The sequence below is a fragment of the Deefgea tanakiae genome, assembly GCF_019665765.1.
Classification (GTDB): domain Bacteria; phylum Pseudomonadota; class Gammaproteobacteria; order Burkholderiales; family Chitinibacteraceae; genus Deefgea; species Deefgea tanakiae.
The window spans coordinates 517,283-542,474 of the sequence record NZ_CP081150.1 but is presented as its reverse complement, the minus strand read 5'-3'; the positions used below and the strand labels follow the sequence as shown (position 1 = coordinate 542,474).

Sequence of the window (25,192 nt, the reverse complement as noted above, 5' to 3'; positions counted from 1 at the left end):
ATCAAACCTCATGTGAAATAGTATCTGGTTTCTGACGGTCAAATATCTCATTGGCCCACAGCATCACCACCATTTCATCCTGCCCAATATTAGTAATATCATGCGCCCAGCCTGGAATTGTTTCAACAATTCGAGGTTCTGTGCCTTTAGTAATCAGTTCAATTCGCTCGCCAGTTAAAATATGGCGGAAGCCGAATCTAGCCTCGCCTTTAATCACCAAAAATTTCTCGGTCTTAGTATGGTGATAATGTCCACCGCGCGTAATTCCTGGATGAGCAGTAAAGAAAGAGAATTGCCCACAATCAGGTGTTTTTAGCATCTCAACAAAAACGCCGCGCGCATCACCATAGCTAGGTACTTGATATGAAAAATCATCTGGTGCCAAATAACTAACATAAGTTGAGTACAAAGCACGAATCAATCCTGTCCCAACCGACTCAGTGACAAGGGTATCCCTGCTAGTACGAAATTTAGCAAGGATCTCAGCAACAAACCCTACCGTAGTATCATATATGGTATCTACCTCGACTTGGCCAGCTTGAGTCTGTAAATCGAGTAAAGCAACAAAGCTAGCACAAACATCATCGATATAAACCAGCTTTAATGGTGCGTTTGCATCATTAATCGTGATAGGCAAATTATGAGTGGTGTTATGACAAAACGTTGCCACTGCAGAGTTGTAATTAGGACGGCACCACTTGCCAAATACATTTGGCAAGCGATAAATATACACAGGACCACCAGAGCTCTGCTGATACTCTTGCAATGCACGTTCCGCAACTGATTTACTCACACCATAGGGGTTATCAAACTCAGCCTGAATCGACGACGTATATACAAGGGGTACTGCACGACCTATGGCATTTAATTCAGCAATAATTTTTTCAGTTAAACCAACATTACCAGTTTGAAACTCAGCAATATCTTTAGGACGATTAACACCGGCTAAATGATAAATAAAATCAGCATGTTTTAAACCATCCAATAAATCAGATGAGGTTGAGTTACGGTCAATACAGATAAGATCTTGATAACCTGCTTCTCTCAAATGCACTTGCAAGTTTTTACCAATAAAGCCATTGGCGCCAGTGATTAAGATTTTCATACCTTTTAATCCTCTGCCTGCACGTTTTCACCAGCATGAATGGCACGAATGAAATCAAGCTTGAACAACAACTCTTTCATACCATCTTTATCAAGACGCTGTGTATTATGAGAATTGTAATCTGCCACTTCAGAAATGCGGCTATCGCCTTGCTCGACAAATTTTCCATAATTCAAATCGCGCAAATCAGGAGGGACACGGTAATATCCGCCCAAATCTTCTGCTGCAAGCATTTCTTCACGGCTTAATAAAGCTTCATAAAGTTTTTCACCATGGCGAGTACCAATTACATTCACTTGATGATCTGGTTTACCAACAATATCGAGTAATGCATGCGCTAAAGTCTCAACTGTTGCAGCAGGTGCTTTTTGAACAAAAATATCACCATTCGTACCATGCTCAAATGCATATAAAACTAACTCTACTGCATCATCTAAAGTCATCATGAAACGAGTCATAGTTGGATCTGTAATCGTAATTGGTGTACCACCACGAATTTGATCAATAAATAATGGAATAACCGAACCGCGAGATGCCATGACATTACCGTAACGGGTTCCGCAAATCACAGTTTTGCTCTCATCAATATTGCGAGACTTTGCCACCATCACTTTTTCCATCATGGCTTTTGAAATACCCATTGCATTAATTGGATATACGGCTTTATCAGTACTCAAACAAACAACCCTCTTTACTCCTGAAACAATCGCAGCCTCTAATACATTCTCGGTGCCTAGTACGTTTGTTTTTACAGCTTCAAGCGGATAAAACTCACAAGACGGCACTTGCTTTAAAGCTGCAGCATGATAAATAAAATCAACGCCACGCACGGCATTCAAAACAGATTGATAATCACGTACATCACCAATATAAAACTTTAATTTAGGATGACTAAATTTCTTGCGCATATCATCTTGCTTCTTTTCATCACGAGAAAAGATACGAATTTCAGCAATATCGGAATTTAAAAAACGGCGTAAAACAGCATTACCAAAAGAGCCTGTACCACCAGTTATTAGTAAAACCTTATTATTAAACATTTCAAACCCCAATTATCCTAAAGCACAACCATTCTAAAAATAAATAACAATTAAATATTCAATTATTTTTATATAATAGCATTATAAAAAAACTACAAAAGAAGTAATCCAGAACTCAATAGTTAACATCTTACACATTTCGTGACATACCCAATTTAAAAGCCTCATCAAAAGATGAATGGACAAAATTCACAGTTCGATAGAGCAACACCTCTTAAGTGTCAGCCTCTCCACGATATTGCTTCTCTGGTTTTTTTTTAAAAAATATGGTCGGGCTATATCTTTTCATAAGGTCATGAGATTTTTTACTAATTTCCCACAATTTTCTCGTAGGAAGTTTACCTATTGTAGCATGATCATGGTGTTTAACTACAAAACGTGGGTCATAATAAATATGAAACCCTTTTGACTCCAATTGCAATCTAATAAAAAACTCTTCACCCATTAAAAATGTTGGTGCCCATAAATGGGTAAAATACTCAAAAAAAACAGGTGTAAGGATGTAACACGCACCATAGCCTTGAGAAATTAAAAGTGGCTCTTCATGCTTGAGATAGTCACGACGGGATGTGATCTTTTTAGTTAAGCTTGCAATTTTTAATATGACGCATGAAAGATAATAGTTTGAATAATAAAATTGCCATATTAATTTCCTAAATTCACTAACATCAGAAATCACATGTGGATTTTGATGAACACCGTCAAGAGTTACTATATCAGGAGAGATGACGGGCAACGTCCAGTAAACATCTTTTCCAACCCCCATTAACTTTGAGAAAAAATCAGGAGTAAATTCCAAATCATTATTACCTACTACAACATAATTAATGTCCGGATATTTCACCTTCAAATGCTGCATCCCTACATTCAGACCTGGAAAGTAACCTAAGTTACTCGAATTAAGAATAAAATCGACAAAAGGAAAACTTTCCTTTAATGCAATAATTCTCTCACGATCCAAGTACTCAGAATCATTATCTACAACAACAATTTTGACCTTATCTATGCACTCGCATTTTAACGAAGACAGTATTAATGCTTCGGTATAATTAGAATTGTTAAAATTTGTAACCACCAATCCAACACTAAATTTCAAATTACTCATACTTACCTTTTCGCCTAGAAAGATAATGAAAAAAACCTTTTACATAGTAAAATGAATTTTTTCTTCTTTGCTCTTCAAACAGCAACACAAGAAACATTGAAAGCAAATTACCAATTAGTAACTTAGTTGCAACCCTCACATTCTTTATACAGTGCATTTCAAAGATATAAAAAGAATTCCTAAGCATATAATATCGCCTCAAAGGCGAATGCTTAGTATAATATTTATTTAAAATAAAAATATTCTCATGACTATCACCAAGCTCATGTTTTAATAAAGCATTTCCAACCCGAGAAACATGATACCCTGCATTTTTAAGACGAATACAGAAATCAAAGTCAATAGAATCAATAAATAAAAGCTCATTAAACCAACCGACATGATCTAAAATGGGGACATAAACTAGATTCCCTGAAGTAATAGCCAAATCTACAACACCACTTGTAAGATTAATTGACTCTCCATGAATGATTAAGTTCGGAGTTAAGCATACCTCTTCATTATTTTCTTTAATAAATGAAATAAATGCATCAATCATTCCATCACAAATTATACTATCCTGATCCATGGTTAAGACCCAATCGTACCCGCTTGCATAAGCATACCGAATACCAGCATTTAGTGCATATCCAAGCCCCATATTAGCACTTAATTCAATAAGTCTAAATTTATTAGAATCACCAAGTGATAGAACAATACTTTTAGTATTATCAATCGAACCATTATCTACAACAATAATAAATGAAACTTGCTCCAAAAGAGCCAAAAGTGTTTTTTTTAAAGAAGCATCACCATTATAAGTCACAACAACCGCAGCAATATTTTTAAACCCAATCATTCCCTCCTCCTTGGTGCATACATATTTAGCTGCGTATACTTCCCCGCAAACAATGGTAGCATTCCTAAATAAATCAAGAAATCAAATGATAATAGATAAGGGTTCGAGTAAGTACCTATAAGCAAACCCAAAAGTCCTACGAGGTAAAAGAAAGCATAGCCAGAGTGAAGATCACCTGAAGATGCATATTTTATAGCCAAAAATATAAATACTAAGAAAAAAATTGAAAACAATGAAAAACCAACAACACCTAAACTCATCAACATAACAACATACGTAAGCTCGTACAACCATGGCGATTCATAACTGCGTAAATAGTTAACACCTACACCGATGCCTGAGCCAAAAAATGGATAGTCAATAAATTTAGAAATTAAATATTGATATTGTATTGACCTTTCATCTTCAGCAGAGATGGCTGACTTCATATGCTCTAACGTTCCTGATTCAGAAAATTCCCCGAACAAGCTCAAAACAAGAACTAACCCGAATAAACATAAAGAAATAAAAAATACAAATTTAAACTTATTATTTATCTTAACAAATCTATTTGTAACAATACCTAAAAATATAATTACAAACGGTGTTATTGCAATGACAAGCCAAAGAGCACGCCTGCCTGATAACACAGCAAGAGCAAGTGATAAAATTAAAGCAATAGCACTCCACTTTCTATTTGAATTCTCTCGATCATTCATCGACAGAACTGCCATCAAGTAAGGAATAATTATAAAGAGTGAACCAATATTATGAGATGCAACCTGTATATATCCCTCATGAAACCCAAATCTCATATCAAGCGATTCAATCATAGAAATCGGGATGAAATTAATTGCGTAGTACGAATCAGCCATGCCAACAAAATTAATCAAGGGAATAACAACACCAGCAATTATAATTACACGATGATAAAAGCTAAGATCTATTTCGCTATATATATATGTATAAATAACAAAAAATATAAAACTCCAAACGACAAACAACTTGAAATTATCGAGAACACCACCAACATAAGCGCCATTTTTCAGTCCTAAAATTGACCAAACAACACTAAAAATAGCTAGAATTAAGTAAAAAATCAGGATTAAATAATTAAACTTCAATTTACTTTTTTTAGAAAAAAAAGATATTATAGAACAAAAAAATAACCCAGCAAAAAAAAGCTTAAGGAAGAAAAATGACCTTGGAAAAATAGTCACCGCGGAGAAAAAAAGTATGGTCAATGTATGCTTCATAAGCTAATGTCTATCACTTACCAAATAGGGAAAAAAACAAAGCAAAATAAGCACGCCAAAAAAAACAATTTAGCTTTATAGTTTGAACATAAGATATTGCCGCCACTTTTCTAAATCCAAAATTAATTGCAAATCGCCCATCACTAAAATCTAGCATTGCTTTTTTACGCCTAGTTAAGGCAGCATATCTACTCATTAATTTAATTTTACTTGATACACCATATCTTTGTTTAATTTGCCTCATCCCTGCATCTGTTTTAGCCGACATAAAATCATGAATTCTATATTCTGCTACAGGCTGTGGATTAAACAAAAAAGAATACTTAGATGCAATACGAACCCATAAATCCCAGTCTGCAATTAGCTGTGGATTGGAATCATACACACCAACGTCCTCCAGGCAAACTCGCCGAACCATTGCTGAATGCACAGACATTATATTATTCTTTATAATCTCCTCGAATACATCACCCATTACTCCAGTAGATCTATTTTTCTGAGACTCCAATTTAAGTCTATTCATTTTTGAATCACAGTGCCATGTATCACCATACACAAGACCAAAATCTGGGTTACTGTCCAACAATTCCACTTGCAATGCTAATTTAGCAGGTAGTATACGATCATCCGCATCAAGAAATACAATATATTGCCCTTGAGAAGCTGAAAATGCGAAATTTCTCGCGATTTGTGCCCCGCTATTTCTCTGTTTAAATAATTTAATTCGAGCATCTTGATTAATCATATGTGCAACAATTTCTGCAGTTGCATCATTAGAGCCATCATCAACAATGATTAACTCCCAGTCAGTGAAGGTCTGCTGCAGTACACTTTGAATCGTTTCTACAATAAATGCCTCAGCATTATAGGCTGCGACTAAAATACTTACTTTCACTATTTATTCTCACTTAAAAACAATTCCATCAATACAGACTGCTGCCGAATTATATCTTGCGTTGTGATTTTTTTTTCCCAATTGAAAACAGGAGTGGTTAATTGAGATTGTCGACGTAACGCTAGCTCAGATGTTTTACAAATAATACGCCCAGGCAAACCGACAACAACCGAATTAGCAGGAATATCATGGGTAACAACACAATTACTGCCAATCACAACATCGTTGCCGACTGTGACACCTGGCATAATCACCGCACCATATCCAATAAAAACGCGATCACCAATATGAACACGCTTAAATATATACATACCAGTTGTTGGCAATAGACACGCATCATGTGTCAAAATAACCGCCTTCGGTGCAATAACACACCCAGCACCTATAGTAATTAATTGAGGTGCAATGCCATCTAAATTATCTAAAGCATATTGAGTACCGTTTCCAATATTTAGATTTTTATATTTATCATACTTGCACTCACTATACATTCGCTGACAACGTGCAAAAAATTTTTTAACAATCTCGAACATAGACCTTATCTTTTAATAATTTCAATTTCACACAAACAATTGCCATAATCGGCTCTGAAGCAGTTACCAAAATTAAAAACATCACATAAGCAACAATTAGGAAAAATAAAGCAAGAGCCATTTCGACTACCTTATTAAATTGGCAGTAAACGGCAATCAACATAAACGTTAAAGTACCCACCCAACACAGCAGAATAGTGAATCGACCTTGAATCAAACCAGATGCCTTAACCAAGGGCGGCATTTTGATCCATAACCACGCCGCTGATACAAAAGATCCCAGCATGGTTGCCATAGCAATACCTTTAGCGAGGAATTGTGCTGCAGAAAAAAAACCCACAAAGAGTAGTATCATCGCGCCCAGCATAAAAGCATATAAGCCACTCAACGCTTTATCATTCACAGCGAGATAAAGAGAAATAATACGAGCCTGACCATAGAATAATTGTGCTGCACAAATAAAGAATACAAAGAATGAACCTGCGAATAACTCAGGCGACGCTAGTATACCGATCAATATTTTTGAGCTAACAATCAAAAACATACTCACTACGCCCCCAAATATTAACAATGCTAATTGGGCAGAAACTACGGAACATGCTATTTCTGATAAATTTTGCTGGCCACGGCTAAAATAGGGAAAAAATACAGAACAAATAGGATTAATCAACAAACCAGATAAAATTGCAATCGAAAAAGTAGCTGCATAGGGTGCTAAAGCCTTTAATCCATGCTGATTGACTAAAATCAGACGGCCGCCATTGTTTAAAATCCAGATCATTAAAAAACTAGCTAGCAACGGCACTGCAATCCCAGAGCCTTTTCTAAGCCAATCAAATGAAAGACCGAAATTTTTATATGAAAATTTTGGTCGCCCCCCCAGAAACTGCACAGTAAACCAGAGCAATAATTCAAATAAAATAAGCAGTATTACTAACAGTAATACATTAGCTAAATAAACTCCAACAAAAATGGCGAGCAACTGAAGTAACTGCTGAAGAATTTGTAAACCCGCAAAATAATCAAATTTTTTACTAGCTTGAAAACGTAAAAAACTCAATAAATTGAGCGACAAAATAAACACGTAAATAACTAAAATAACTACATATGAAACATAGCGATCTGTTCCCCAAATAAAACTAGAGAGCGGTTGATCAAACATACTGGCTATAAAAAAAATGAACGAAGTATTTAAAATCAACAATTTTAATAGTGCGCTATACCCAATAGAAGGATCTTCCCCAACAGATACCTTAGCTACAAATTGAGCGTCATAATTAAGCATCATAATTTGCGCTGTAAAACCAGCTAATACAAGAAATTGAGACAGCATTGCATAATGTTCATGACCAAAACCAACCATCATCGTCAATGAAACAAAACCCTTTACCATCCCAACTAACATCACTAGCAGCTGAAATAAAACCCCCCTTATTTTCAAAATTTAGCCTTTGAGATATTCTTGCCAGCTAGCTGCAGAGACATCTTTTTGTGATAACTGCGGCTGAATATTTAAAAGCCATTGAATATCTAGATCAGGATCATTCCACAACAAACTCCGTTCAAACTCTGGATACCAAAAATCCGTCGTTTTATAGAGAAATTCTGCAACTTCGCTCAGCACCAAAAAACCATGCGCAAAGCCTTCAGGAATCCATAGTTGGCGCTTATTTTCTTCAGACAGAGTAACTCCGACCCACTTGCCAAATGTTGATGATGATTTGCGAAGATCGACCGCCACATCAAAGACCTCTCCTCGCGTACAGCGAACTAATTTGCCTTGTGGATGTTGGATTTGATAATGCAGTCCACGCAGAACGCCCTGCACTGATTTACTATGGTTGTCTTGAACAAATTTTACTTCATCCCCAATTGCAGCTTCAAATTTGGCTTGGTTAAAACTTTCATAAAAAAATCCACGTTCATCGCCAAACACGGCTGGCTCAATAATTTTTACGTCTGGAATTTCAGTACCAATGATCTTCATTTTAATAAACCGTTTCTTTAATCATGCGCAATAGATACTGCCCATAAGCATTTTTCTTTAACGGTTGGGCCAATTGTTCAACTTGCGCCGCACCGATCCAACCTTGACGGTAGGCGATTTCTTCAGGGCAGCAAACTTTCAAGCCTTGGCGCGCTTCGATGGTTTGGATAAATTGGCTCGCCTCTAGCATTGATTCATGCGTGCCCGTATCAAGCCAAGCATAGCCACGACCCATCGTTTGCACATCCAGTTTGCCCTGTGCTAAATAGACGCCATTCACATCGGTAATTTCTAACTCACCACGCGGTGATGGTTCAATGTTTTTGGCGATTTCAACGACGCTATTATCGTAAAAATACAGACCCGTCACGGCGTAATTCGATTTAGGTTTAGCTGGCTTTTCTTCAATCGATAACGCTTTGCCATTCGTATCAAAATCAACTACGCCATAGCGTTCTGGGTCGTTTACATGATAAGCAAAGACACTCGCGCCACTTTCTTTGGCTGACGCTGCTTGCAATAACTCAGCAAATTCGTGGCCGTAGAAAATATTATCACCAAGGACTAAAGCGACATCATCTTGGCCGATAAAATCCTCACCAATGATAAATGCTTGAGCAAGCCCATCGGGGCTAGGCTGAACTGCGTATTGTAGCTTGATACCCCATTGGCTACCGTCGCCGAGCAATTGCTCGAAGCGCGGTGTATCTTGTGGTGTAGAGATAATTAAAATGTCACGGATGCCCGCTAGCAGTAAAGTGCTCAGCGGGTAGTAGATCATCGGCTTGTCATAAATGGGGAGTAATTGCTTAGAGACGGCGATGGTGGCTGGATACAGGCGAGTACCTGAACCACCGGCTAAAATAATGCCTTTACGATTGGCCATGCTTAATTCCTAAGATTGTTTTAATAGCGTCATTACGTTGTGTACCCCAGCTTGCCATTTTGGCAATACGAGACCGAACGTAGATTGTATTTTTTGCGTACTGAGGCGCGAATTAGCTGGCCGAGGTGCAGGTACCGGGTAGTCGCTCGCTGGTATCGCCTTAATACTCTCACTGGTCACTTTTAGCGTATAGCCTTGCTGTGCAGCAATATCATTAACTAGCGCCGCATACCCATGCCAGCTAGTTTCACCACTGGCAACCAAATGATAAGTACCAAAATCAAACTGCGCCTGATCTGGCGTACGTAGATATTGGGCAATAATCTGTGCGGTTACATCAGCGATTAAGCTAGCCGAGGTTGGCGCACCGATTTGATCGGCCACCACGCTGAGCGCATCGCGCTGCTGCATCAATCGCAACATTGTTTTTAGGAAATTGCCGCCGTGCGCGCCAAATACCCAGCTGGTGCGGAAAATCAAGTGCCGTGGGTTGGCCGCAGCCACCGCTAATTCACCGGCGAGCTTGGTTTTGCCATAAACCGATTGAGGATTAGTCGCATCACTCTCCAAATACGCACCCTCTTTTGTGCCATCAAACACATAGTCGGTCGAGTAGTGAACCAATAAAGCACCAAGTTTGACAGCTTCTTCAGCGAAGACTTGTGGCGCAGTTGTATTGAGTAATGTAGCCAGCTCAACTTCAGATTCGGCCTTGTCCACTGCTGTGTGCGCAGCAGGATTTACGATGATGTCTGGACGAATCCGCTGCACTAACATGCGGATCGACTCGGCATTCGCCAAGTCACATGCTTCGCGGTCAACAGCGATCACTTCACCGAGTACAGCTAGGCTACGCTGCAATTCAAACCCAACTTGACCATTCTTGCCAGTAACAAGTATTTTGGGTATTGCTTGCAAAGTCATGCTCAAGCTCCGTACTGGGCAGATACCCATTCACGATATGCGCCACTGGTGACATTGCTGACCCAATCTTGATTACCCAAATACCACTCAACTGTTTTGCGAATACCTGATTCGAATGTCTCGGCAGGTTTCCATCCCAATTCACGCTCTAATTTACGGGCATCAATCGCGTAGCGGCGATCATGACCTGGACGGTCAGTCACATAAGTGATTTGCTCAACATACGGCTTGCCATCAGCTTTGGGCTGCAACTCATCCAGCAACGAACAAATCGTTTTCACGACGTCTAAATTGGCCTTTTCATTCCAACCACCAACGTTGTACGTTTCACCTACTTTGCCAGCTTCCAACACACGGCGAATTGCAGAACAATGGTCTTTCACAAATAACCAATCGCGGATTTGCTGACCATCGCCATAAATCGGCAACGCTTTGCCTGCTAGCGCATTCAAAATCACCAACGGAATCAATTTCTCAGGAAAATGATACGGTCCGTAGTTGTTCGAACAGTTGGTCGTCAATACGGGCAAGCCATAAGTATGATGCCAAGCGCGAACTAAGTGATCCGATGCCGCTTTTGATGCCGAATACGGGCTGTTTGGCTCAAAGGCTTTGGTTTCTGCAAAGGCAGGATCATCCGCTGCCAAGGTGCCATAGACTTCATCGGTCGACACGTGCAGAAAACGGAACGCCGCTTTTTCATCCGCCGCTAATTCATTCCAATAGCCGCGTACCGATTCCAGCAAATTAAACGTACCAACGACATTGGTTTGAATAAACTCGCCTGGCCCAGTGATTGAACGGTCAACGTGCGATTCAGCAGCAAAATTAATTACGGCGCGCGGCTGATGCTCGGCAAATAGGCGGCTTAATGCATCGCGATCACCAATATCAGCACGAATAAAGATATGACGCAGATCGCCATCCAAGCTTTTTAATGTACCAAGATTACCTGCGTAGGTTAACTTATCAACGTTAATCAGCAACTCATCACAACCAGCTAGCCAGTCTAAAACAAAATTACCACCAATAAATCCAGCTCCGCCAGTGACTAAAATTGTCATTATTTTTGACCTTTCAAATATTGTTTCAATTCATTAATCCGCGCGGCATTTTCAGCATTTTGAGCGGTATTCTGGAGAGCTTCTCGGATAAATGACAGCAAGATACCCAAAAAACCACCGGCAAACAGCCCTAACAACACAATCAATCCGCGCTTTGGTTTGAGTTTATTATCTGGTGGGGTAGCTGCATCAAGCACCTGAATATTCGCACCTTCTTTTGCCTCGTCAAGGCGTGCCATTTCTAATTGTTTAGCCATTAGTTCAAACAACATTTCCTGATATTTTACATCACGAAGTTTGCGGATAAATTCTAACCCTGCTTCAGGTACTTTTGCTTTACTAACCAATACATCTTCATCAGTAGAGCCTTTGTTAATTAGAAATAGCTGTGCTTGCAAAGCGGCAATTTCGGCTTTAATCCGTTTGTATTCTGGATTGTCTTCGGTAACGACTGCACTCATCGCGCTGAGCTGGACTTGCCTAGCCGCCATTTGTGCTCGTAGCTCCACTAAAGCCTCCATTGTTGCTTTACCTGACGCCTCTAATGTAAAGAATCCAGTTTTTTCCTGTTCTTTTTTTAATGCAACTTCAGCATCGGTAAGATGTTTCTTTACTTTAGCAAGTTGAACTTCAAACAACTGTCGACGTTGTGCTGCTTCGCCTACTGCTAAATGCCCAGACAACGAACGTAATTCCACAACATAAGCATTTGCCAAATCAGCCGCCCGTTTAGGATCTTTATCGTAAACTTTAATGCTGATCAAGCCGTCTTTACCTGAAGAAATCGTGGTACTTGCTTCTAGTGTTTTTAATGCACCGCTAGACGTTTCCGAATCATAATATTTTTTTAAATTAAATTGCTTTACTAGAGGCTCTTGTACGGCACGACTACCCATCATGCCTATATAGATATCATTTGGATTTTTAATCGCACCGGCTCCGCCAGCCAAAGCCCCTAGACCACCAAGTGAAGCTAGCATGGTCGATGCACCAGATTGTTGCTGTGGTGGCAAAATAGTAGTTTCAGCTTCAAAGATTGGCGTTGCCAATAATGCATAAGCGATGGCTGCAATACCAAATAGCGCGGTTGATTTTACAATCAGCCATTTGTTCTTCGCCAGTACTATTAATAAATCAATCAGACTTATCTCATCGCTACTATCAATGACTTTGGTGCTTTGTATATTCATTTCAGTCATCACTTAATCGCCCAATACAGAAATAGCAGCAATACCTGTTGCAAAATTAGACAAAATTTGCGTCCAATCCATCAAACCTTTGACCCAAGTTTTTTTATCCAATTCCTGCGGCACGATAATCGTGTCACCCGGCAAGGCACGTTGGTTTAAAGCATTGCCACTCATCCAGCCTTTATTGTTTGACCCCATAATTGAGCCGTCTGCTCGCATGACATACACTTGATCTTGATTGGCGCCCTCTTTAAAGCCACCCGCCATATTGAGGTAGTCGGCCAGAGTTTTATTGCTGTTAAATAAGAATGCACTATTTCGATTAAATACATGCCCAGCCACGACCACCGTAGACGGCTTGCGTGGCACAAAAAAACGATCGCCATCTTCAAGTATTGCATCAGGTAAATCTAACTCTGAAGCATCTGGCGCCACACCCAATACAATTCGGCCTGTTGGCTGTGTATTACGAATTTTGGCAATCACCGCAGTGCCTAAGGCAGACTGACCTTTTGCCGCTAAATCACCGCCTGTTAGCATGGTGGCATTTTGAAGTGTTTTTGATTGCAGCTCTAAAGCAGCAGCCTCCATTTCATCGGCCATCTCATTTAACGATTTTCTTTGTTGTACGCGTACCGATTCTCGGCCTAATTCGGCAGCAAAAATCCACGCTTCATCTGTTACGCCACCTGCTCTTGCCACCACATCCTGCAATGTTTCATTGGCTTTTAATTGATAGACTCCGGGCACGGCAACCTCACCTTCGATGGTCACAAACTTGCCCTGTGTTGCTGCTGGTGCACGTAATTCATTACGCGTAAAAATTGTTACCACATCATCAGCCTGCAGTTCAACATCGGCTTTGGGGTCTTTTTGTAGCGCTTTTGCAAGATTAAAACCGATTAAAGTCGCCACAAAGGTTTTAGGATCACGTCGCTGAATTGATGCATATTCCCAGTTAATTTCTTGACCCACTTGCTGGGTGAGAGTACGTATCTGTTTGTCTTGCTCTCCACCTGCTTGGGCGGCAGTAAAGATGCCTTGATTTAGGTTGGCCCAGTACTTTGGCGTTAATAAATAGTCGGGACTACGTATCAAATCAGATACTTTCATTCCAGGAGTCCACGCCTCACGTACCGCCAGACCCAAGCTACTGCGTAAATTCACCACCCCACTGTATTCAAGAGATAGCTCAGTCCATTTCAAAATATCGCCATTCGATAATTTGAATGTAGCTAAGTCAGCCTGTTGCACTGTTTTGGCACTTCGTATTTTACGGTCTTTAATTTGCTCTACTTGAACCAAACCGGCACGATTTAATATCGTTTCGCCACCAGCCAGCAGCAATAAATCATGCGCACTTTCACCGCCTTTTAATTCATAAATTGCTGGTTGTTTCACAGTGCCTAGCAAGGCAACTTGAGGGCCTACTGGAGGCACAAAAATGACATCACCTGATTGCACACGCAAGTCTTTTGATTTATCACCCTTCAGCAATAAATCATATAAGTCAAACGTACCAATCAATTGCCCCATGCGACGCAATTCAATTTTACGTAAAGAGCCCTGTGGCCCAACTCCACCCGCAGCCATCACCGCATTCAGCAATGTGCTATTGGAATTGACCATCAAACGACCTGGCACTTTACTCATTCCTGTCATATACACGGCAATCGAACGAATTTGCCCCATAGAAATAGCAATTTTTAAATCTTTGTAATAAACCGCAATTGCTTTACCGATCACATTATTCATTTGCCCAAATGGCGTACCAGCCACTGGAATATTTCCTACATTCGGGATAAAAACAGCACCGTTGCGATCAACGACTAATCGACTTGATAAATCGACACTTCCCCAAACTTTTAGCAGTAATTCATCACCAGGCCCTACTGGATAATCAGCAGAAACCTCTACATCACTAGCCGCTGCAAAATTGAGTAGATTTTCTCCGTAAATAGGCAACATATGCCCTAAGGAATCACACACCAATCTTTGAAACGGGGAGCCATCGCCTGATGAACACGGAACAATATTTGCAGATTGCACGTTGGCGGCAGGATTTTGGCGCAGCGTTGAATCCGCTATTGGATTGTAGGCTGGTAAGGTCTGGCCTGCAGTTGCAGAAAAAGGAACTGAAGGCGTTGGAGTTGGAGTTGGAGTTGGAGTTGGAGCGGCATAACAACTCATCGCAAGCAAACTCAATACCGTGGAGCGGACACTAAAACTCAGCAGATTTATCATAGTAATCGATTTGTAGATTTTTTTTGAAAGGTAAAAATGGAATTTGCTTAGCGTTGTACACACACAAAAGCAAGAGACTACGTAGAAAAAATCACATAAAATTAAATATGTGCGAAATATAGCATAAATACGTGCCAACTGACGAGAGCCCGCCCAATACCTTAAACTTTCTGTTGTGGTTTAGTCAAACTTGAGCGTATAAATGAATTGATGCAAAGCAAGTTTGATTTGCATCAATTCATTTTAGTTTAATCGTAGTCCGCCCTACTTTCGGTCATTCCATGCAAACTAAATTTCCGAGCCAAAGCTTGCCCACCATCTCGGGTCAGTGGCAGCCAGGATATTGCACCTCGATTGCGTGTGGGTGTTGCGGTAAATAGATCAAACGGAATTGATATATATACTCCTTTGGTAAATGCCCCCTCGCCATACTCTTCTGCACTTACATTTGTCTTGGTAGCAAAGAAACCTGCGCGGATGCCTGAGTCGAATTCCTTCGCAATACTAATAGTGACACCATAATCTTTAGCTAAGTAGCGACCAGCACTCACACTTAGCCACACATTATCTAAGTAAGGTGCTTTGGCGTATCCAGTCAGATGACCCGTAACTGTCTCATAATCTATAAAGCCAAACTGATCACTAGGATCTCGCTGCTTCACCCAGTTCATGTCCAAACCAACCGCCCAAGAACTATTAAGCGGGCGATATAACACTTCCCCCCCAACCCCTGCGTACATCATTTCCAAATATCCACCATAAACCTGCGAATAAAACGATGAGCCAAATTGATCAAATCGGGTCAACTGTAGATTGTTTATCCTTACAGGACTATTGCTCACATACTCACGAATCAATGTGCGAACAGGGGGTAGTGTTTCACCACCATTTGATGGCTGGCCTTTGAAATTAAAATCATCATAATTATCATAAATGTTGAAATATACGACCCCTGTTGCAAGCCAATTTTTATTAATCTTGAGCTCGCCGACTGCATCAACACCAACTTGATACATATAAAAGGCTTCAGGACCGCCAAATGATTGCGTTAATGACGGCTTAAAGAAATAGCTAAAACTCTGTTGCACAGGCTCCCGAACTACAGTGCCTTTCTTTTCTTCGGGATTAGAGAAAACGATCTCCGTTTTTTGCTCTGGTATACCGAGTACTTTTGGCTGATGCTCAATATCAATTGATTTACGATCAACAATACTTTCAGCAATTAAAAGCCCATTCTTTTCCTCTACCAAGTGGAACTCTTTTGCTGATTTCGGCGCTGCATTCGCCAAGCTTACCGATGCTCTTTTCACCGCTTCTTCACGGTCACTAAATTTAGTTTGATCCGCAATCACAATTAATTTGTCCGAATCTAACCTTAGCTCTGGATTCACGTAACCAGAGTTCTGACTGAGTTTATTCGCCAATTTATCCCAAGCTTCTTGATCCATCTCCGCACTTACGTTAGGAGCATAAACTTCTGGGTTAGACCTTGAAAACAAGGGTTTGATATCATTCATATTGGTTCGCATTGTCAAACCAAACATCAATGCATTACCACGCTGATAACTCAAGTGCGCATCAAAGTGATCTTTGATACGATAAACAGCTCCAACATTGAGACTACTTTTTTGGGAAATAGAACCCGCAACTTCGCCTTGATAATTATTACCATCATATTCGAGCTTGAATCTCAAAGGATGCCACGGTGTTTGATATTCTACACCGCCAAAAATCGCACTTTCACCTTTGAAAAATCGACCGAAGTTTGTTTGCCCACCTGAAGAACCGGTAAAGCCGCCCTGCCTAGTGCAAAAACTATCGCGCACCTGACAAAAAGGATTTGCTACATTGCCACTTTTGGCAAGATAGCCCCAACCCAATCCTAAAGTCAGATCTACAGGACCAAATCGCTTGCTGGCAGCAACAAATTCCCCATCAAATAAGCCCGTACCGGCAATATCACGAAAGCCCAAGCTTACTTCTGGAGAATAATAGCTTTCTTTAAGCAGGCGAACTTTTACATCGGCCCCTTTGTCTTTTAAGGATTGGTCGCCACTAAAGCTTGGGTCATTTGAATAAAGCCGAGTGCGGATATCGGTATAACGCAAGGTGGTCTCAAGCCAAGGCAAAATTTGCGCCGACAAGCTATACCGACGATATTCAGAGTTATCCATTAAATTGAGACTAAATTCACCTTCCGCAGCCATCCTTGCCGTTGGCATTTGCATCAACCCAACACCACCGAAATCAGATTGAGTTGGGCCTATCAGTTCAATGGAATTTTGCGCAAATAAACCCGAACTCCACAATAAAGATACTACCGGAGTTAATGCCAGTGTTTTACGAGTCTTAGTCATTCTGCGCGTTCCTCAGCACTCGCCAACAAACGCATTACTTCTACATTTAAATTTTTCATATGAGCAGGAAGCTTACTCTCATCAATTGGGACATAAATAATACTGCCAGGCATCAAATCTCGCTCGGCATAGTTCCAATAAGCATTGCCTATTTTTTCAACGCTGCCATTAGGCTGAATAATATAGATAGAATTTAAATCAGCTAAATCTAGATACAAAGACCGATCAATTAGCCCAGTATGAATCGGGCTATTCGCAATCCTAACTTTTTTACTTTGTTTAGTTGCACCAAGAACTTGGACATATTTTGGACGCTGATTTAGGCTTACCTCATAATCTCCGCTCAAAAGCGGATTATCCGCAGGCCTCAGACGAAACCAATCAGGATCAAGATTAATCAAAATTCGTCCAAAAGGATTAAAGTAATTTACATCAAGATAGACTTTTTTATAGTCTTTATTTTCAGCCATCAGTTCTTGAAGACACTTCACCAGATCGGCCTTCAGAGCCAGTGACTCTTGATGACTACCCTTGTTTCGTATATGACTACCAGGCCAATAAGGACTGGAAAACGCTAACAATTGAGAGGTGATATATTCTATTTTTGCGCCAACGGGATAGGAGATAACTTTATCATTTATTTTAATCTCACCCGCAAATACCAAGGAAGTAGTCAACAACAAAACACTTGTAAATTTAATAAAAATCATTTGATAGAATACCGTAATCAGTTAATAAATGTCATTTCAAGCCAACCGATTTTTGGTGTTATGTACTGACGAGCGTATAGCATTTTTTTACTTTCAGCATCAAAGATGAATTCGTTCTTAAAACTAAGTCCCAGATCTGGAGAAACGTTATTTTCAATCAGTCTTATTGCCATAATTTTTTTATCTAAAAACTGATATTCAATATGCTCTACTTGATAAGTGGCCTGCACGCGATAATTTGTTAATACTTGCTTGTCGGTTTTAAAATCAACAAATCGCTGCCAACGTGTTTTAGATGAGAAACCATCAATTCCATTTCGAATAGGGTCAAACTCTAAATTTGAGACGAAGCTTGGGCTTTGATCCAAACCTACGATACGAACTAGGCGGCCATTTTGCGTAACAATTACATTACTATCTGCTGTGACCCACTTGGCTTGATTGTTTTCCACCACCGCTAGTGTGGCGACAACCTGCGGATTTGCATCACCTAATTTTAGATATGCAGAAGGCTGTTTTCGCTGGGCTATTTCTTCCTGCGTCAAAATTACATTATTTTGTGAGTTATATGCTTTTTTTATCTGTGCGACATACTCACCGCCCAAAAACTGACAACCAGAAAGGAAAATACTAGCGAATAGAGGCAGTAAATTTTTTATCATAAAGCTCAATTTGAATAAGAAAAAACCCCACTTGTGTTTTCATCAAGAGGGGTTTTACATTTCAACAAGCAATCATAAGCGATTGAATGCTAAATATCCGCATCCAATCATTAACAATTAATTTGTTGCTGTAGTAGTAGAAGTGCTAACTGTTGCAGAGTCACCATCTTTTGCAATGGTATAGACCAAACTACCAACTACCACAGCCCCCACCACAACCAGCGTTGTTGCCGCAGCCACCGAAAGTCCAGTACTTGCTTGAACAGATGCAATTAACGCATTTTGTGACTGAGTAAGAGCTACCGCCTCTTCAGCCGCTTGTGCTGTACCAGTTACTAAAGCCAAACCCAAGATCATCGATGCAATTTTCTTCATCTCAAACACCCACATATTAAAGTTAATAGATTTTAATTATAACTGCATATGAAGTCTTTTCAACAATAAATTTACGTATTTTACTAAAAAAACATCGCCTTGTCGTAAGGTTCCAACTACATCCGATACAAGCAAGATAATCACTTATTCATTTCGATTCAGTGCGATGTACCACCCGTAATTCGCCACTAATCTAAATCATTTAGATGCTCAAAACATGTCACTTCAATCACTTTCACATATTGGCACATGCGCATTCTGCCGCTCGGCGGTAGCTCAGGTATAATCGACGTTTTGATATTTTGACCCAGCCGCCAATCATGCAAGAACAATACTCACCGCTCTCTGTCGAAGCCGCAGCCCAACAGCACTGGGAAGATGCGCGCGCGTTTGAAGTTACTGAAGATGCAAGCCGCCCTAAGTATTACGCCTGCTCGATGCTGCCTTATCCTTCGGGCAAATTGCATATGGGCCATGTGCGCAACTACACCATAAACGACATGCTGGCGCGCCACCTGCGGATGAAGGGTTTTAATGTTCTGATGCCTATGGGTTGGGATGCGTTTGGTTTGCCGGCGGAAAATGCGGCGATTGCCTACAACAAATCGCCCGCCGAATGGACTTACGCCAATATCGCTGACATGAAATCACAAATGAAACCGCTCGGTTTGTCATTTGACTGGTCGCGCGAAATCGCCACTTGCGATCCTGAATACTATAAGTGGAACCAATGGTTCTTCTTGAAAATGCTAGAAAAAGGCGTTGCCTACAAGAAAACCCAAGTTGTGAATTGGGATCCTGTTGATCAAACCGTACTGGCGAATGAACAAGTCGTTGACGGTCGCGGCTGGCGCTCTGGCGCCTTGGTTGAAAAGCGCGAAATCCCTGGCTACTACTTTGGCATCACGCAATACGCCGAAGAACTGCTCGGCGACATCGACCAGCTCACAGGTTGGCCTGATATGGTGCGCGCGATGCAGCGCAACTGGATTGGCAAATCCGAAGGTGTTCGTTTTTCGTTTGCTCACGACATTAAAAATGACAACGGCGATTTAGTGCAAGACGGCAAGCTATACGTGTTCACCACCCGTGCCGACACCATTATGGGCGTGACGTTCTGTGCGGTTGCAGCAGAACACCCAATCGCCACCCGCGCCGCTGAACTTAAACCTGAATTACTCGCATTTATTGAAGAATGCAAACAAGGCGGCGTTTCCGAAGCCGAAATCGCCAGCCAAGAGAAACTCGGCAAAGCCACCGGCCTGTTCGTGACGCATCCGCTCACTGGCGAGCAAGTTGAAGTTTGGATCGGCAATTACGTATTGATGGGTTACGGTGATGGCGCAGTGATGGCCGTACCAGCGCATGATGAACGCGACTTTGGCTTTGCTAAAAAATACAATCTACCTATTAAACAAGTCATCGCTATTGAAGGCGAAACCTTTAGTACGGATGCTTGGGCAGAATCGTATGGCGATAAATCACGTGGCGTGACGATTAATTCAGGCAAATACGATGGTTTGAACTTTAAAGCCGCCGTCGATGCCGTTGCCGCTGACTTGGCCGCCCAAGAAGCTGGCGAGAAAAAAACCACTTGGCGTTTACGCGATTGGGGTATTAGCCGACAACGTTATTGGGGTACACCAATCCCAATCATCCACTGCCCATGCTGCGGCGATGTGCCAGTACCGTATGATAAATTGCCTGTCGTGCTACCGACCGATTGCATTCCCGATGGTTCGGGCAATCCACTAAAACAGCGCGCCGACTTTTTGAATGTTGACTGCCCTAAATGCGGCACAGCAGCGCAGCGCGAAACCGACACGATGGATACTTTCGTCGATTCGAGCTGGTATTTCATGCGTTATTGCGACCCGAAAAATGCGGATGCGATGGTAGCGGACGGTACAAAATACTGGATGAATTCCGGTATGGATCAGTACATCGGCGGGATTGAACACGCGGTGTTGCATTTGCTGTACGCACGCTTCTGGACCAAAGCGATGCGCGATGAAGGCTTGATTAATTTTGATGAGCCATTCAAAAACCTATTCACGCAAGGCATGTTGCTGCGCGATTGTTACTATCGCGAAGAAGCTTCTGGCAAAAAACGCTGGTTCTACCCTGCCGAAGTTGAAGTACAACACGACGAAAAAGGTCGCCCGATTTCAGCAATTTGCGTGGAAGACGGTTTACCTGTTGTGATGGGCGGCATCGAGAAAATGTCGAAGTCGAAAAACAACGTGGTTGAGCCGAAAGACATTATCGAAAAATTCGGTGCCGATACCGCGCGCTTGTTCACAATGTTTGCTGGCCCACCAGAGCAAAGCGCCGCGTGGAGCGATTCTGGCGTTGAAGGCGCGTATCGTTACCTGCGCCGTTTGTGGGCGTATAGCGTTAAACACGTTGATGCGATTAAGCCAGCAAGCAATACCCCAGAAGGCATTGAGTTAAGCAAAGAAGACAAAGCACTGCGCTTTGAAATCCATAGCACGCTCAAACAAATCAATAACGACTACGAACGCTTGCAATACAACACCATCGTCTCCGGCGTGATGAAAATGCTCAATGCACTCGACGCTTATAACGGCAGCAACGCCGCCGTATTGCGCGAATGCGTGGGTATCTTGCTGCGCGCCATTTACCCGGCCGCACCGCACATTGCACATACATTGTGGCTAGACCTTGGTTACGCGGGTGAAATCGCCCACGCGGCATGGCCAGAGCCAGCGAGCGACGCATTGACGCAAGATGAAATCAAGCTGATGGTGCAAGTGAACGGCAAGGTACGTGGCGAAATTCACGTTGCCAAAGACGCGAGCAAAGAAGCGATCGAAGCCGCTGCGCTGGCTGATGAAGCGGTGCAAAAGCACATTACAGGCATACCGAAGAAAATTATTGTTGTGCCAAATAAATTAGTTAGTATTGTTATCTAAGCTATAACTAGCAATGATGCCAAGGCAATACCCTTGGCATCTTATTTTATTTATATGGAGTTGCCATGCTTTTACGAATGAAAACCTTATTCCTTCTTGGGCTCTGCCTAAGCCTAATGGCGTGTGGCTTTCATTTACGAGGGCAAGGTCCTAATTCGCAGTTACTTTTTAAAACCGTACAAGTGACAGGCACAGGCGCCGCCGCACAAGAACTACGTAAAGCATTAGTCTTGCAACCAGGCGTCCAGCTCGTTGAAAAAAATGGCGAAGCCATTATCAACATCACCCAAGAAGGCTCAGACAAGCAAATTCTGTCAGTCAATAGCCAAGGCCAAGTTATACAGTACAGGGTGTTTTACCGTGTGCATTTTACTGCCACGGCTCATGGTCAACCTTTACTCGACGATACAACGATTTCGATGATGCGCACCTTGCAATGGGATGAGAACGTCTTACTTTCAAATGAAAATGAAGAAGGTAAACTCATTACTGAAATGCAACGCGACTCTTCGCAGCAAATCATCCGCCGCGTGAATGCGGCGGCAAAGCTGATGCCAGCAATGAGCAAAGTCGCCTCCAGCTCTAGCGCAGCCGCAAGCCAATAATGCGAACTGATGAGCTCGCCGCAGCAGTCAAGCGCAAGCTAGCACCGCTATATATGATTCATGGTGACGAAAGCTTGCTTTGCCTAGAGGCGGTACAAACGCTACGCGATACAGCACGGCAACAAGGCTATTCAGAACGTGAAGTACTCACCGTGGAAAATGCCGCCCATTTCCAGTGGGGGCAACTTACCGCCGGGCAATCGTTATCACTATTTGCCGAACAAAGAATACTTGAACTCCGCATACCCAATGGCAAGCCAGGAATAGAAGGGGGTAAAGCGCTAGAAGCCTTTGCACAGAATCTTCCTAGCGATACACTCTCGATTATTACACTACCCAAACTCGACAAAACCGCACTTAATAGCAAATGGATGACTGCGCTGACCAAAGCCGGAGAAGTCATCGAAGCCAAACAAATTGATCGACAAGCATTGCCGCAATGGATTAACGCCCGCTTGGCGAAACAGCATCAAAGCCTAAGCCAAGATGCGATGGAGTGGTTAGTTGACCGAGTTGAAGGCAATCTGCTCGCCGCGTTACAAGAAATCCAAAAATTAGCCTTGTTGCATCCCGCAGGCCAACTCAGCTTGGCCGACTTGGAAGCAGCGGTCGCCAATGTGGCGCGCTATGATGTGTTTCAACTTGGTGAAGCAGTACTGATTGGCGATGCCGAACGGCTTGCCCATATGCTGGCAGGATTGCAAGCCGAGGGCGAATCACCCGTCTTGGTGTTGTGGGCGCTCACTGAAGAAACACGCAACCTGTACCGCTTCGCCCAAGGCCGCGCACGTCAAATACCTACTGCCCAACTCATTAAAGAGCTCAGGCTATGGGGAAATAAGCAACGTTTGATTGAGCCTGCAGTCGAGCGCGTCAATCGCCGTATACTGACGCAAGCACTGCAAAAAGCAGCAATCATCGATGGTCTAATTAAAGGCATCGGCACCGGCGATGTGTGGCAGGAACTAAGCACCATGGCTGTTTCGCTCAGCAAAACCCCACCTACAACTTCAAAATAAAAGTGGCTATGAAAGAACAAATCCTCGTCAATATCACTCCGCAAGAAACACGTGTTGCCACCATTGACGAGGGCGTGGTCCACGACATTCATATCGAACGCAGCGCGCATCGCGGTTTAGTCGGTAATATTTATCTAGGAATGGTCAAGCGTGTACTCCCCGGCATGCAATCAGCCTTTATCGAAATCGGCCTTGAGCGTGCAGCCTTTCTGCATATAGCCGACGTCATCGAGCAACGACAAAACCCAAGCGAAGTGCAGCGCATTGAACGCCTACTACATGAAGGGCAAGCAGTGATGGTGCAAGTCATTAAAGACCCGATCGGCACCAAAGGCGCACGCCTCTCTACGCAAATCAGTATCGCCGGGCGCTTCTTAGTGTTTTTGCCGCAAGATAAACACATTGGCATTTCGCAGCGCATTGGAGACGATAGCGAGCGCGACCGCCTGCGCCAACGGATGGAAGCCCTACTGCCAGAAACGCACCTTGGCTATATCGTTCGTACCAGTGCTGATCACGCATCGGATGAAGAGCTACTCGCGGATATTGAATACCTGAGCCTGATCTGGGCCGACATTAAAAAAAGCTCCATCACACTTCCTGCACGATCATTGCTATTCCAAGATTTATCGCTGCAATTACGCGCATTACGCGATATGGTAACCACTGAAACCGACAGCGTTTGGGTCGATAGTCGCGAAAACTTTGCCAAGATGACTGCCTTCGCTGGGCGTTTTGTATCTGATGTGTTGCCGCGAATTAATCTATATTCGGGCGAGCGCCCGCTATTTGAATTGCATGGCGTAGAAGCAGAAATCGAACGCGCCATGAGCCGCCGTGTAAATCTGAAGTTTGGCGGCTACCTGATTATCGACCAAACCGAAGCGATGACGACCGTCGACGTGAATACTGGCGGATTTGTCGGCACGCGCTCGTTTGACGATACGATCTTTAAAACCAACCTCGAAGCCACCCAAGTCATCGCCCGCCAATTGCGATTACGCAATCTGGGTGGCATTATCATCGTCGATTTTATCGATATGGATAATGAAGAGCATAAGGCCGCAGTGTTAAGTGAGCTGAACAAAGCACTCGAAAAAGACCGCACCAAAATTACCGTATCGAATTTCACCAGCCTTGGGCTCGTCGAAATCACCCGCAAACGCACCCGCGAATCACTCGCCCACGTACTCTGCGAGCCCTGCCCAACCTGCCAAGGCCGCGGCGAAATCAAAACCGCTCAGACGATTTGCTATGAAATACTACGAGAAATCTTACGAGAAGCACGGCAATTTAATGCCAAAGAATACCGAATCCTTGCCTCACAATCGGTGATCGATATGTTTCTCGATGAAGAATCAGCCAACTTAGCGCAGCTGGCTGATTTCATCAAAAAACCGATTTATCTACAGGTAGAGACTGCGTATACGCAGGAACAGTTTGATGTGGTGCTGGTCTAAGGCTTTGTTAACAAAGCCGCGT

Annotated in this window: 22 protein-coding genes; 4 read left to right on the top strand and 18 right to left on the bottom strand. The window is 42.3% G+C overall.

The window, feature by feature from the left end:
- Position 1 precedes the first annotated feature (1 nt).
- The 18 genes from wbjC to K4H28_RS02465 all read right to left on the bottom strand — a co-directional run bounded on the left by wbjC (position 2) and on the right by K4H28_RS02465 (position 19,150).
- A complete protein-coding gene (wbjC, locus tag K4H28_RS02550; protein WP_221006796.1) occupies positions 2-1,105 on the bottom strand; it encodes a UDP-2-acetamido-2,6-beta-L-arabino-hexul-4-ose reductase in 1,104 nt (367 codons plus the stop codon).
- A gap of 5 nt (positions 1,106-1,110) precedes the next feature.
- Positions 1,111-2,145: a polysaccharide biosynthesis protein gene (locus K4H28_RS02545; RefSeq protein ID WP_221006794.1), complete on the bottom strand. Its 1,035-nt coding sequence runs from the start codon at positions 2,143-2,145 to the stop codon at positions 1,111-1,113.
- 214 nt (positions 2,146-2,359) lie between these two features.
- Positions 2,360-3,250, bottom strand: coding sequence for a glycosyltransferase (locus K4H28_RS02540; protein ID WP_221006792.1), 891 nt, complete (start codon positions 3,248-3,250; stop codon positions 2,360-2,362).
- The gene (locus K4H28_RS02535) at positions 3,243-4,088 is read right to left on the bottom strand and encodes a glycosyltransferase family 2 protein (RefSeq protein WP_221006791.1); all 846 of its coding nucleotides are present in this window, start codon (positions 4,086-4,088) and stop codon (positions 3,243-3,245) included. The genes K4H28_RS02540 and K4H28_RS02535 overlap by 8 nt, the downstream gene beginning before the upstream one ends.
- Positions 4,085-5,191 carry an O-antigen ligase family protein gene (locus tag K4H28_RS02530; RefSeq protein WP_221006790.1) on the bottom strand — a complete coding sequence of 369 codons (1,107 nt, stop codon included), beginning with the start codon at positions 5,189-5,191 and terminating at the stop codon, positions 4,085-4,087. Before K4H28_RS02530 ends, K4H28_RS02535 begins: the two co-directional genes overlap by 4 nt.
- 145 nt (positions 5,192-5,336) lie before the next feature.
- Positions 5,337-6,218, bottom strand: a complete 882-nt coding sequence (locus tag K4H28_RS02525; RefSeq protein ID WP_221006789.1) for a glycosyltransferase family 2 protein — start codon at positions 6,216-6,218, stop codon at positions 5,337-5,339.
- Entirely contained in the window at positions 6,218-6,751 is a 534-nt protein-coding gene (locus tag K4H28_RS02520) for an acyltransferase (RefSeq protein ID WP_221006788.1), read from the bottom strand. The genes K4H28_RS02525 and K4H28_RS02520 overlap by 1 nt, the downstream gene beginning before the upstream one ends.
- A complete protein-coding gene (locus K4H28_RS02515) occupies positions 6,735-8,156 on the bottom strand; it encodes a lipopolysaccharide biosynthesis protein (protein WP_221006786.1) in 1,422 nt (473 codons plus the stop codon). Before K4H28_RS02515 ends, K4H28_RS02520 begins: the two co-directional genes overlap by 17 nt.
- A 39-nt stretch (positions 8,157-8,195) precedes the next feature.
- Entirely contained in the window at positions 8,196-8,738 is a 543-nt protein-coding gene (gene rfbC, locus K4H28_RS02510) for a dTDP-4-dehydrorhamnose 3,5-epimerase (RefSeq protein ID WP_221006785.1), read from the bottom strand.
- Between the two features lies 1 nt (position 8,739).
- Entirely contained in the window at positions 8,740-9,624 is an 885-nt protein-coding gene (rfbA, locus tag K4H28_RS02505; RefSeq protein ID WP_221006784.1) for a glucose-1-phosphate thymidylyltransferase RfbA, read from the bottom strand.
- A gap of 9 nt (positions 9,625-9,633) precedes the next feature.
- A complete protein-coding gene (gene rfbD, locus K4H28_RS02500) occupies positions 9,634-10,548 on the bottom strand; it encodes a dTDP-4-dehydrorhamnose reductase (RefSeq protein ID WP_221006783.1) in 915 nt (304 codons plus the stop codon).
- Between the two features lie 2 nt (positions 10,549-10,550).
- Positions 10,551-11,612 (bottom strand): dTDP-glucose 4,6-dehydratase, encoded by a 1,062-nt coding sequence (gene rfbB, locus K4H28_RS02495; protein WP_221006782.1) that lies wholly within the window; start codon positions 11,610-11,612, stop codon positions 10,551-10,553.
- Positions 11,612-12,811, bottom strand: a complete 1,200-nt coding sequence (locus tag K4H28_RS02490) for a GumC family protein (protein WP_221006780.1) — start codon at positions 12,809-12,811, stop codon at positions 11,612-11,614. The genes rfbB and K4H28_RS02490 overlap by 1 nt, the downstream gene beginning before the upstream one ends.
- A gap of 3 nt (positions 12,812-12,814) precedes the next feature.
- The gene (locus tag K4H28_RS02485) at positions 12,815-14,992 is read right to left on the bottom strand and encodes a polysaccharide biosynthesis/export family protein (protein WP_221006778.1); all 2,178 of its coding nucleotides are present in this window, start codon (positions 14,990-14,992) and stop codon (positions 12,815-12,817) included.
- Positions 14,993-15,294: 302 nt separating this feature from the next.
- Positions 15,295-17,403 (bottom strand): YjbH domain-containing protein, encoded by a 2,109-nt coding sequence (locus K4H28_RS02480; protein ID WP_221006776.1) that lies wholly within the window; start codon positions 17,401-17,403, stop codon positions 15,295-15,297.
- Positions 17,400-18,113, bottom strand: coding sequence for a capsule biosynthesis GfcC family protein (locus K4H28_RS02475; RefSeq protein ID WP_221006774.1), 714 nt, complete (start codon positions 18,111-18,113; stop codon positions 17,400-17,402). Before K4H28_RS02475 ends, K4H28_RS02480 begins: the two co-directional genes overlap by 4 nt.
- Before the next feature lie 17 nt (positions 18,114-18,130).
- Entirely contained in the window at positions 18,131-18,775 is a 645-nt protein-coding gene (locus K4H28_RS02470; protein WP_221006772.1) for a YjbF family lipoprotein, read from the bottom strand.
- A 117-nt stretch (positions 18,776-18,892) separates the two neighbouring features.
- Complete coding sequence (locus K4H28_RS02465; RefSeq protein ID WP_221006770.1) at positions 18,893-19,150, bottom strand: hypothetical protein; 258 nt, start codon at positions 19,148-19,150, stop codon at positions 18,893-18,895.
- Between the two features lie 320 nt (positions 19,151-19,470).
- On the opposite strand from K4H28_RS02465, the gene leuS reads away from it, so the two are divergent.
- The 4 genes from leuS to rng all read left to right on the top strand — a co-directional run bounded on the left by leuS (position 19,471) and on the right by rng (position 25,170).
- Positions 19,471-22,086, top strand: coding sequence for a leucine--tRNA ligase (leuS, locus tag K4H28_RS02460; RefSeq protein WP_221006768.1), 2,616 nt, complete (start codon positions 19,471-19,473; stop codon positions 22,084-22,086).
- Positions 22,087-22,151: 65 nt separating this feature from the next.
- A complete protein-coding gene (locus tag K4H28_RS02455; RefSeq protein WP_221006766.1) occupies positions 22,152-22,691 on the top strand; it encodes an LPS-assembly lipoprotein LptE in 540 nt (179 codons plus the stop codon).
- Complete coding sequence (gene holA, locus K4H28_RS02450; RefSeq protein ID WP_221006763.1) at positions 22,691-23,710, top strand: DNA polymerase III subunit delta; 1,020 nt, start codon at positions 22,691-22,693, stop codon at positions 23,708-23,710. Before K4H28_RS02455 ends, holA begins: the two co-directional genes overlap by 1 nt.
- A gap of 8 nt (positions 23,711-23,718) precedes the next feature.
- Positions 23,719-25,170 carry a ribonuclease G gene (gene rng / locus K4H28_RS02445; RefSeq protein WP_221006762.1) on the top strand — a complete coding sequence of 484 codons (1,452 nt, stop codon included), beginning with the start codon at positions 23,719-23,721 and terminating at the stop codon, positions 25,168-25,170.
- Positions 25,171-25,192: the final 22 nt, after the last annotated feature.

Coding starts and splice junctions, on each gene's coding strand:
- K4H28_RS02515 (WP_221006786.1), bottom strand. CDS start 8,156: ATGTTAGTTGGGATGGTAAAGGGTTTTGTTTCATTGACGATGATGGTT.
- K4H28_RS02455 (WP_221006766.1), top strand. CDS start 22,152: ATGCTTTTACGAATGAAAACCTTATTCCTTCTTGGGCTCTGCCTAAGC.
- K4H28_RS02490 (WP_221006780.1), bottom strand. CDS start 12,811: ATGACTGAAATGAATATACAAAGCACCAAAGTCATTGATAGTAGCGAT.
- K4H28_RS02465 (WP_221006770.1), bottom strand. CDS start 19,150: ATGAAGAAAATTGCATCGATGATCTTGGGTTTGGCTTTAGTAACTGGT.
- K4H28_RS02470 (WP_221006772.1), bottom strand. CDS start 18,775: ATGATAAAAAATTTACTGCCTCTATTCGCTAGTATTTTCCTTTCTGGT.
- wbjC (WP_221006796.1), bottom strand. CDS start 1,105: ATGAAAATCTTAATCACTGGCGCCAATGGCTTTATTGGTAAAAACTTG.
- K4H28_RS02480 (WP_221006776.1), bottom strand. CDS start 17,403: ATGACTAAGACTCGTAAAACACTGGCATTAACTCCGGTAGTATCTTTA.
- K4H28_RS02535 (WP_221006791.1), bottom strand. CDS start 4,088: ATGATTGGGTTTAAAAATATTGCTGCGGTTGTTGTGACTTATAATGGT.
- K4H28_RS02520 (WP_221006788.1), bottom strand. CDS start 6,751: ATGTTCGAGATTGTTAAAAAATTTTTTGCACGTTGTCAGCGAATGTAT.
- rfbB (WP_221006782.1), bottom strand. CDS start 11,612: ATGACAATTTTAGTCACTGGCGGAGCTGGATTTATTGGTGGTAATTTT.
- K4H28_RS02475 (WP_221006774.1), bottom strand. CDS start 18,113: ATGATTTTTATTAAATTTACAAGTGTTTTGTTGTTGACTACTTCCTTG.
- K4H28_RS02545 (WP_221006794.1), bottom strand. CDS start 2,145: ATGTTTAATAATAAGGTTTTACTAATAACTGGTGGTACAGGCTCTTTT.
- K4H28_RS02540 (WP_221006792.1), bottom strand. CDS start 3,250: ATGAGTAATTTGAAATTTAGTGTTGGATTGGTGGTTACAAATTTTAAC.
- rfbD (WP_221006783.1), bottom strand. CDS start 10,548: ATGACTTTGCAAGCAATACCCAAAATACTTGTTACTGGCAAGAATGGT.
- rfbC (WP_221006785.1), bottom strand. CDS start 8,738: ATGAAGATCATTGGTACTGAAATTCCAGACGTAAAAATTATTGAGCCA.
- leuS (WP_221006768.1), top strand. CDS start 19,471: ATGCAAGAACAATACTCACCGCTCTCTGTCGAAGCCGCAGCCCAACAG.
- holA (WP_221006763.1), top strand. CDS start 22,691: ATGCGAACTGATGAGCTCGCCGCAGCAGTCAAGCGCAAGCTAGCACCG.
- rfbA (WP_221006784.1), bottom strand. CDS start 9,624: ATGGCCAATCGTAAAGGCATTATTTTAGCCGGTGGTTCAGGTACTCGC.
- K4H28_RS02485 (WP_221006778.1), bottom strand. CDS start 14,992: ATGAGTTGTTATGCCGCTCCAACTCCAACTCCAACTCCAACTCCAACG.
- rng (WP_221006762.1), top strand. CDS start 23,719: ATGAAAGAACAAATCCTCGTCAATATCACTCCGCAAGAAACACGTGTT.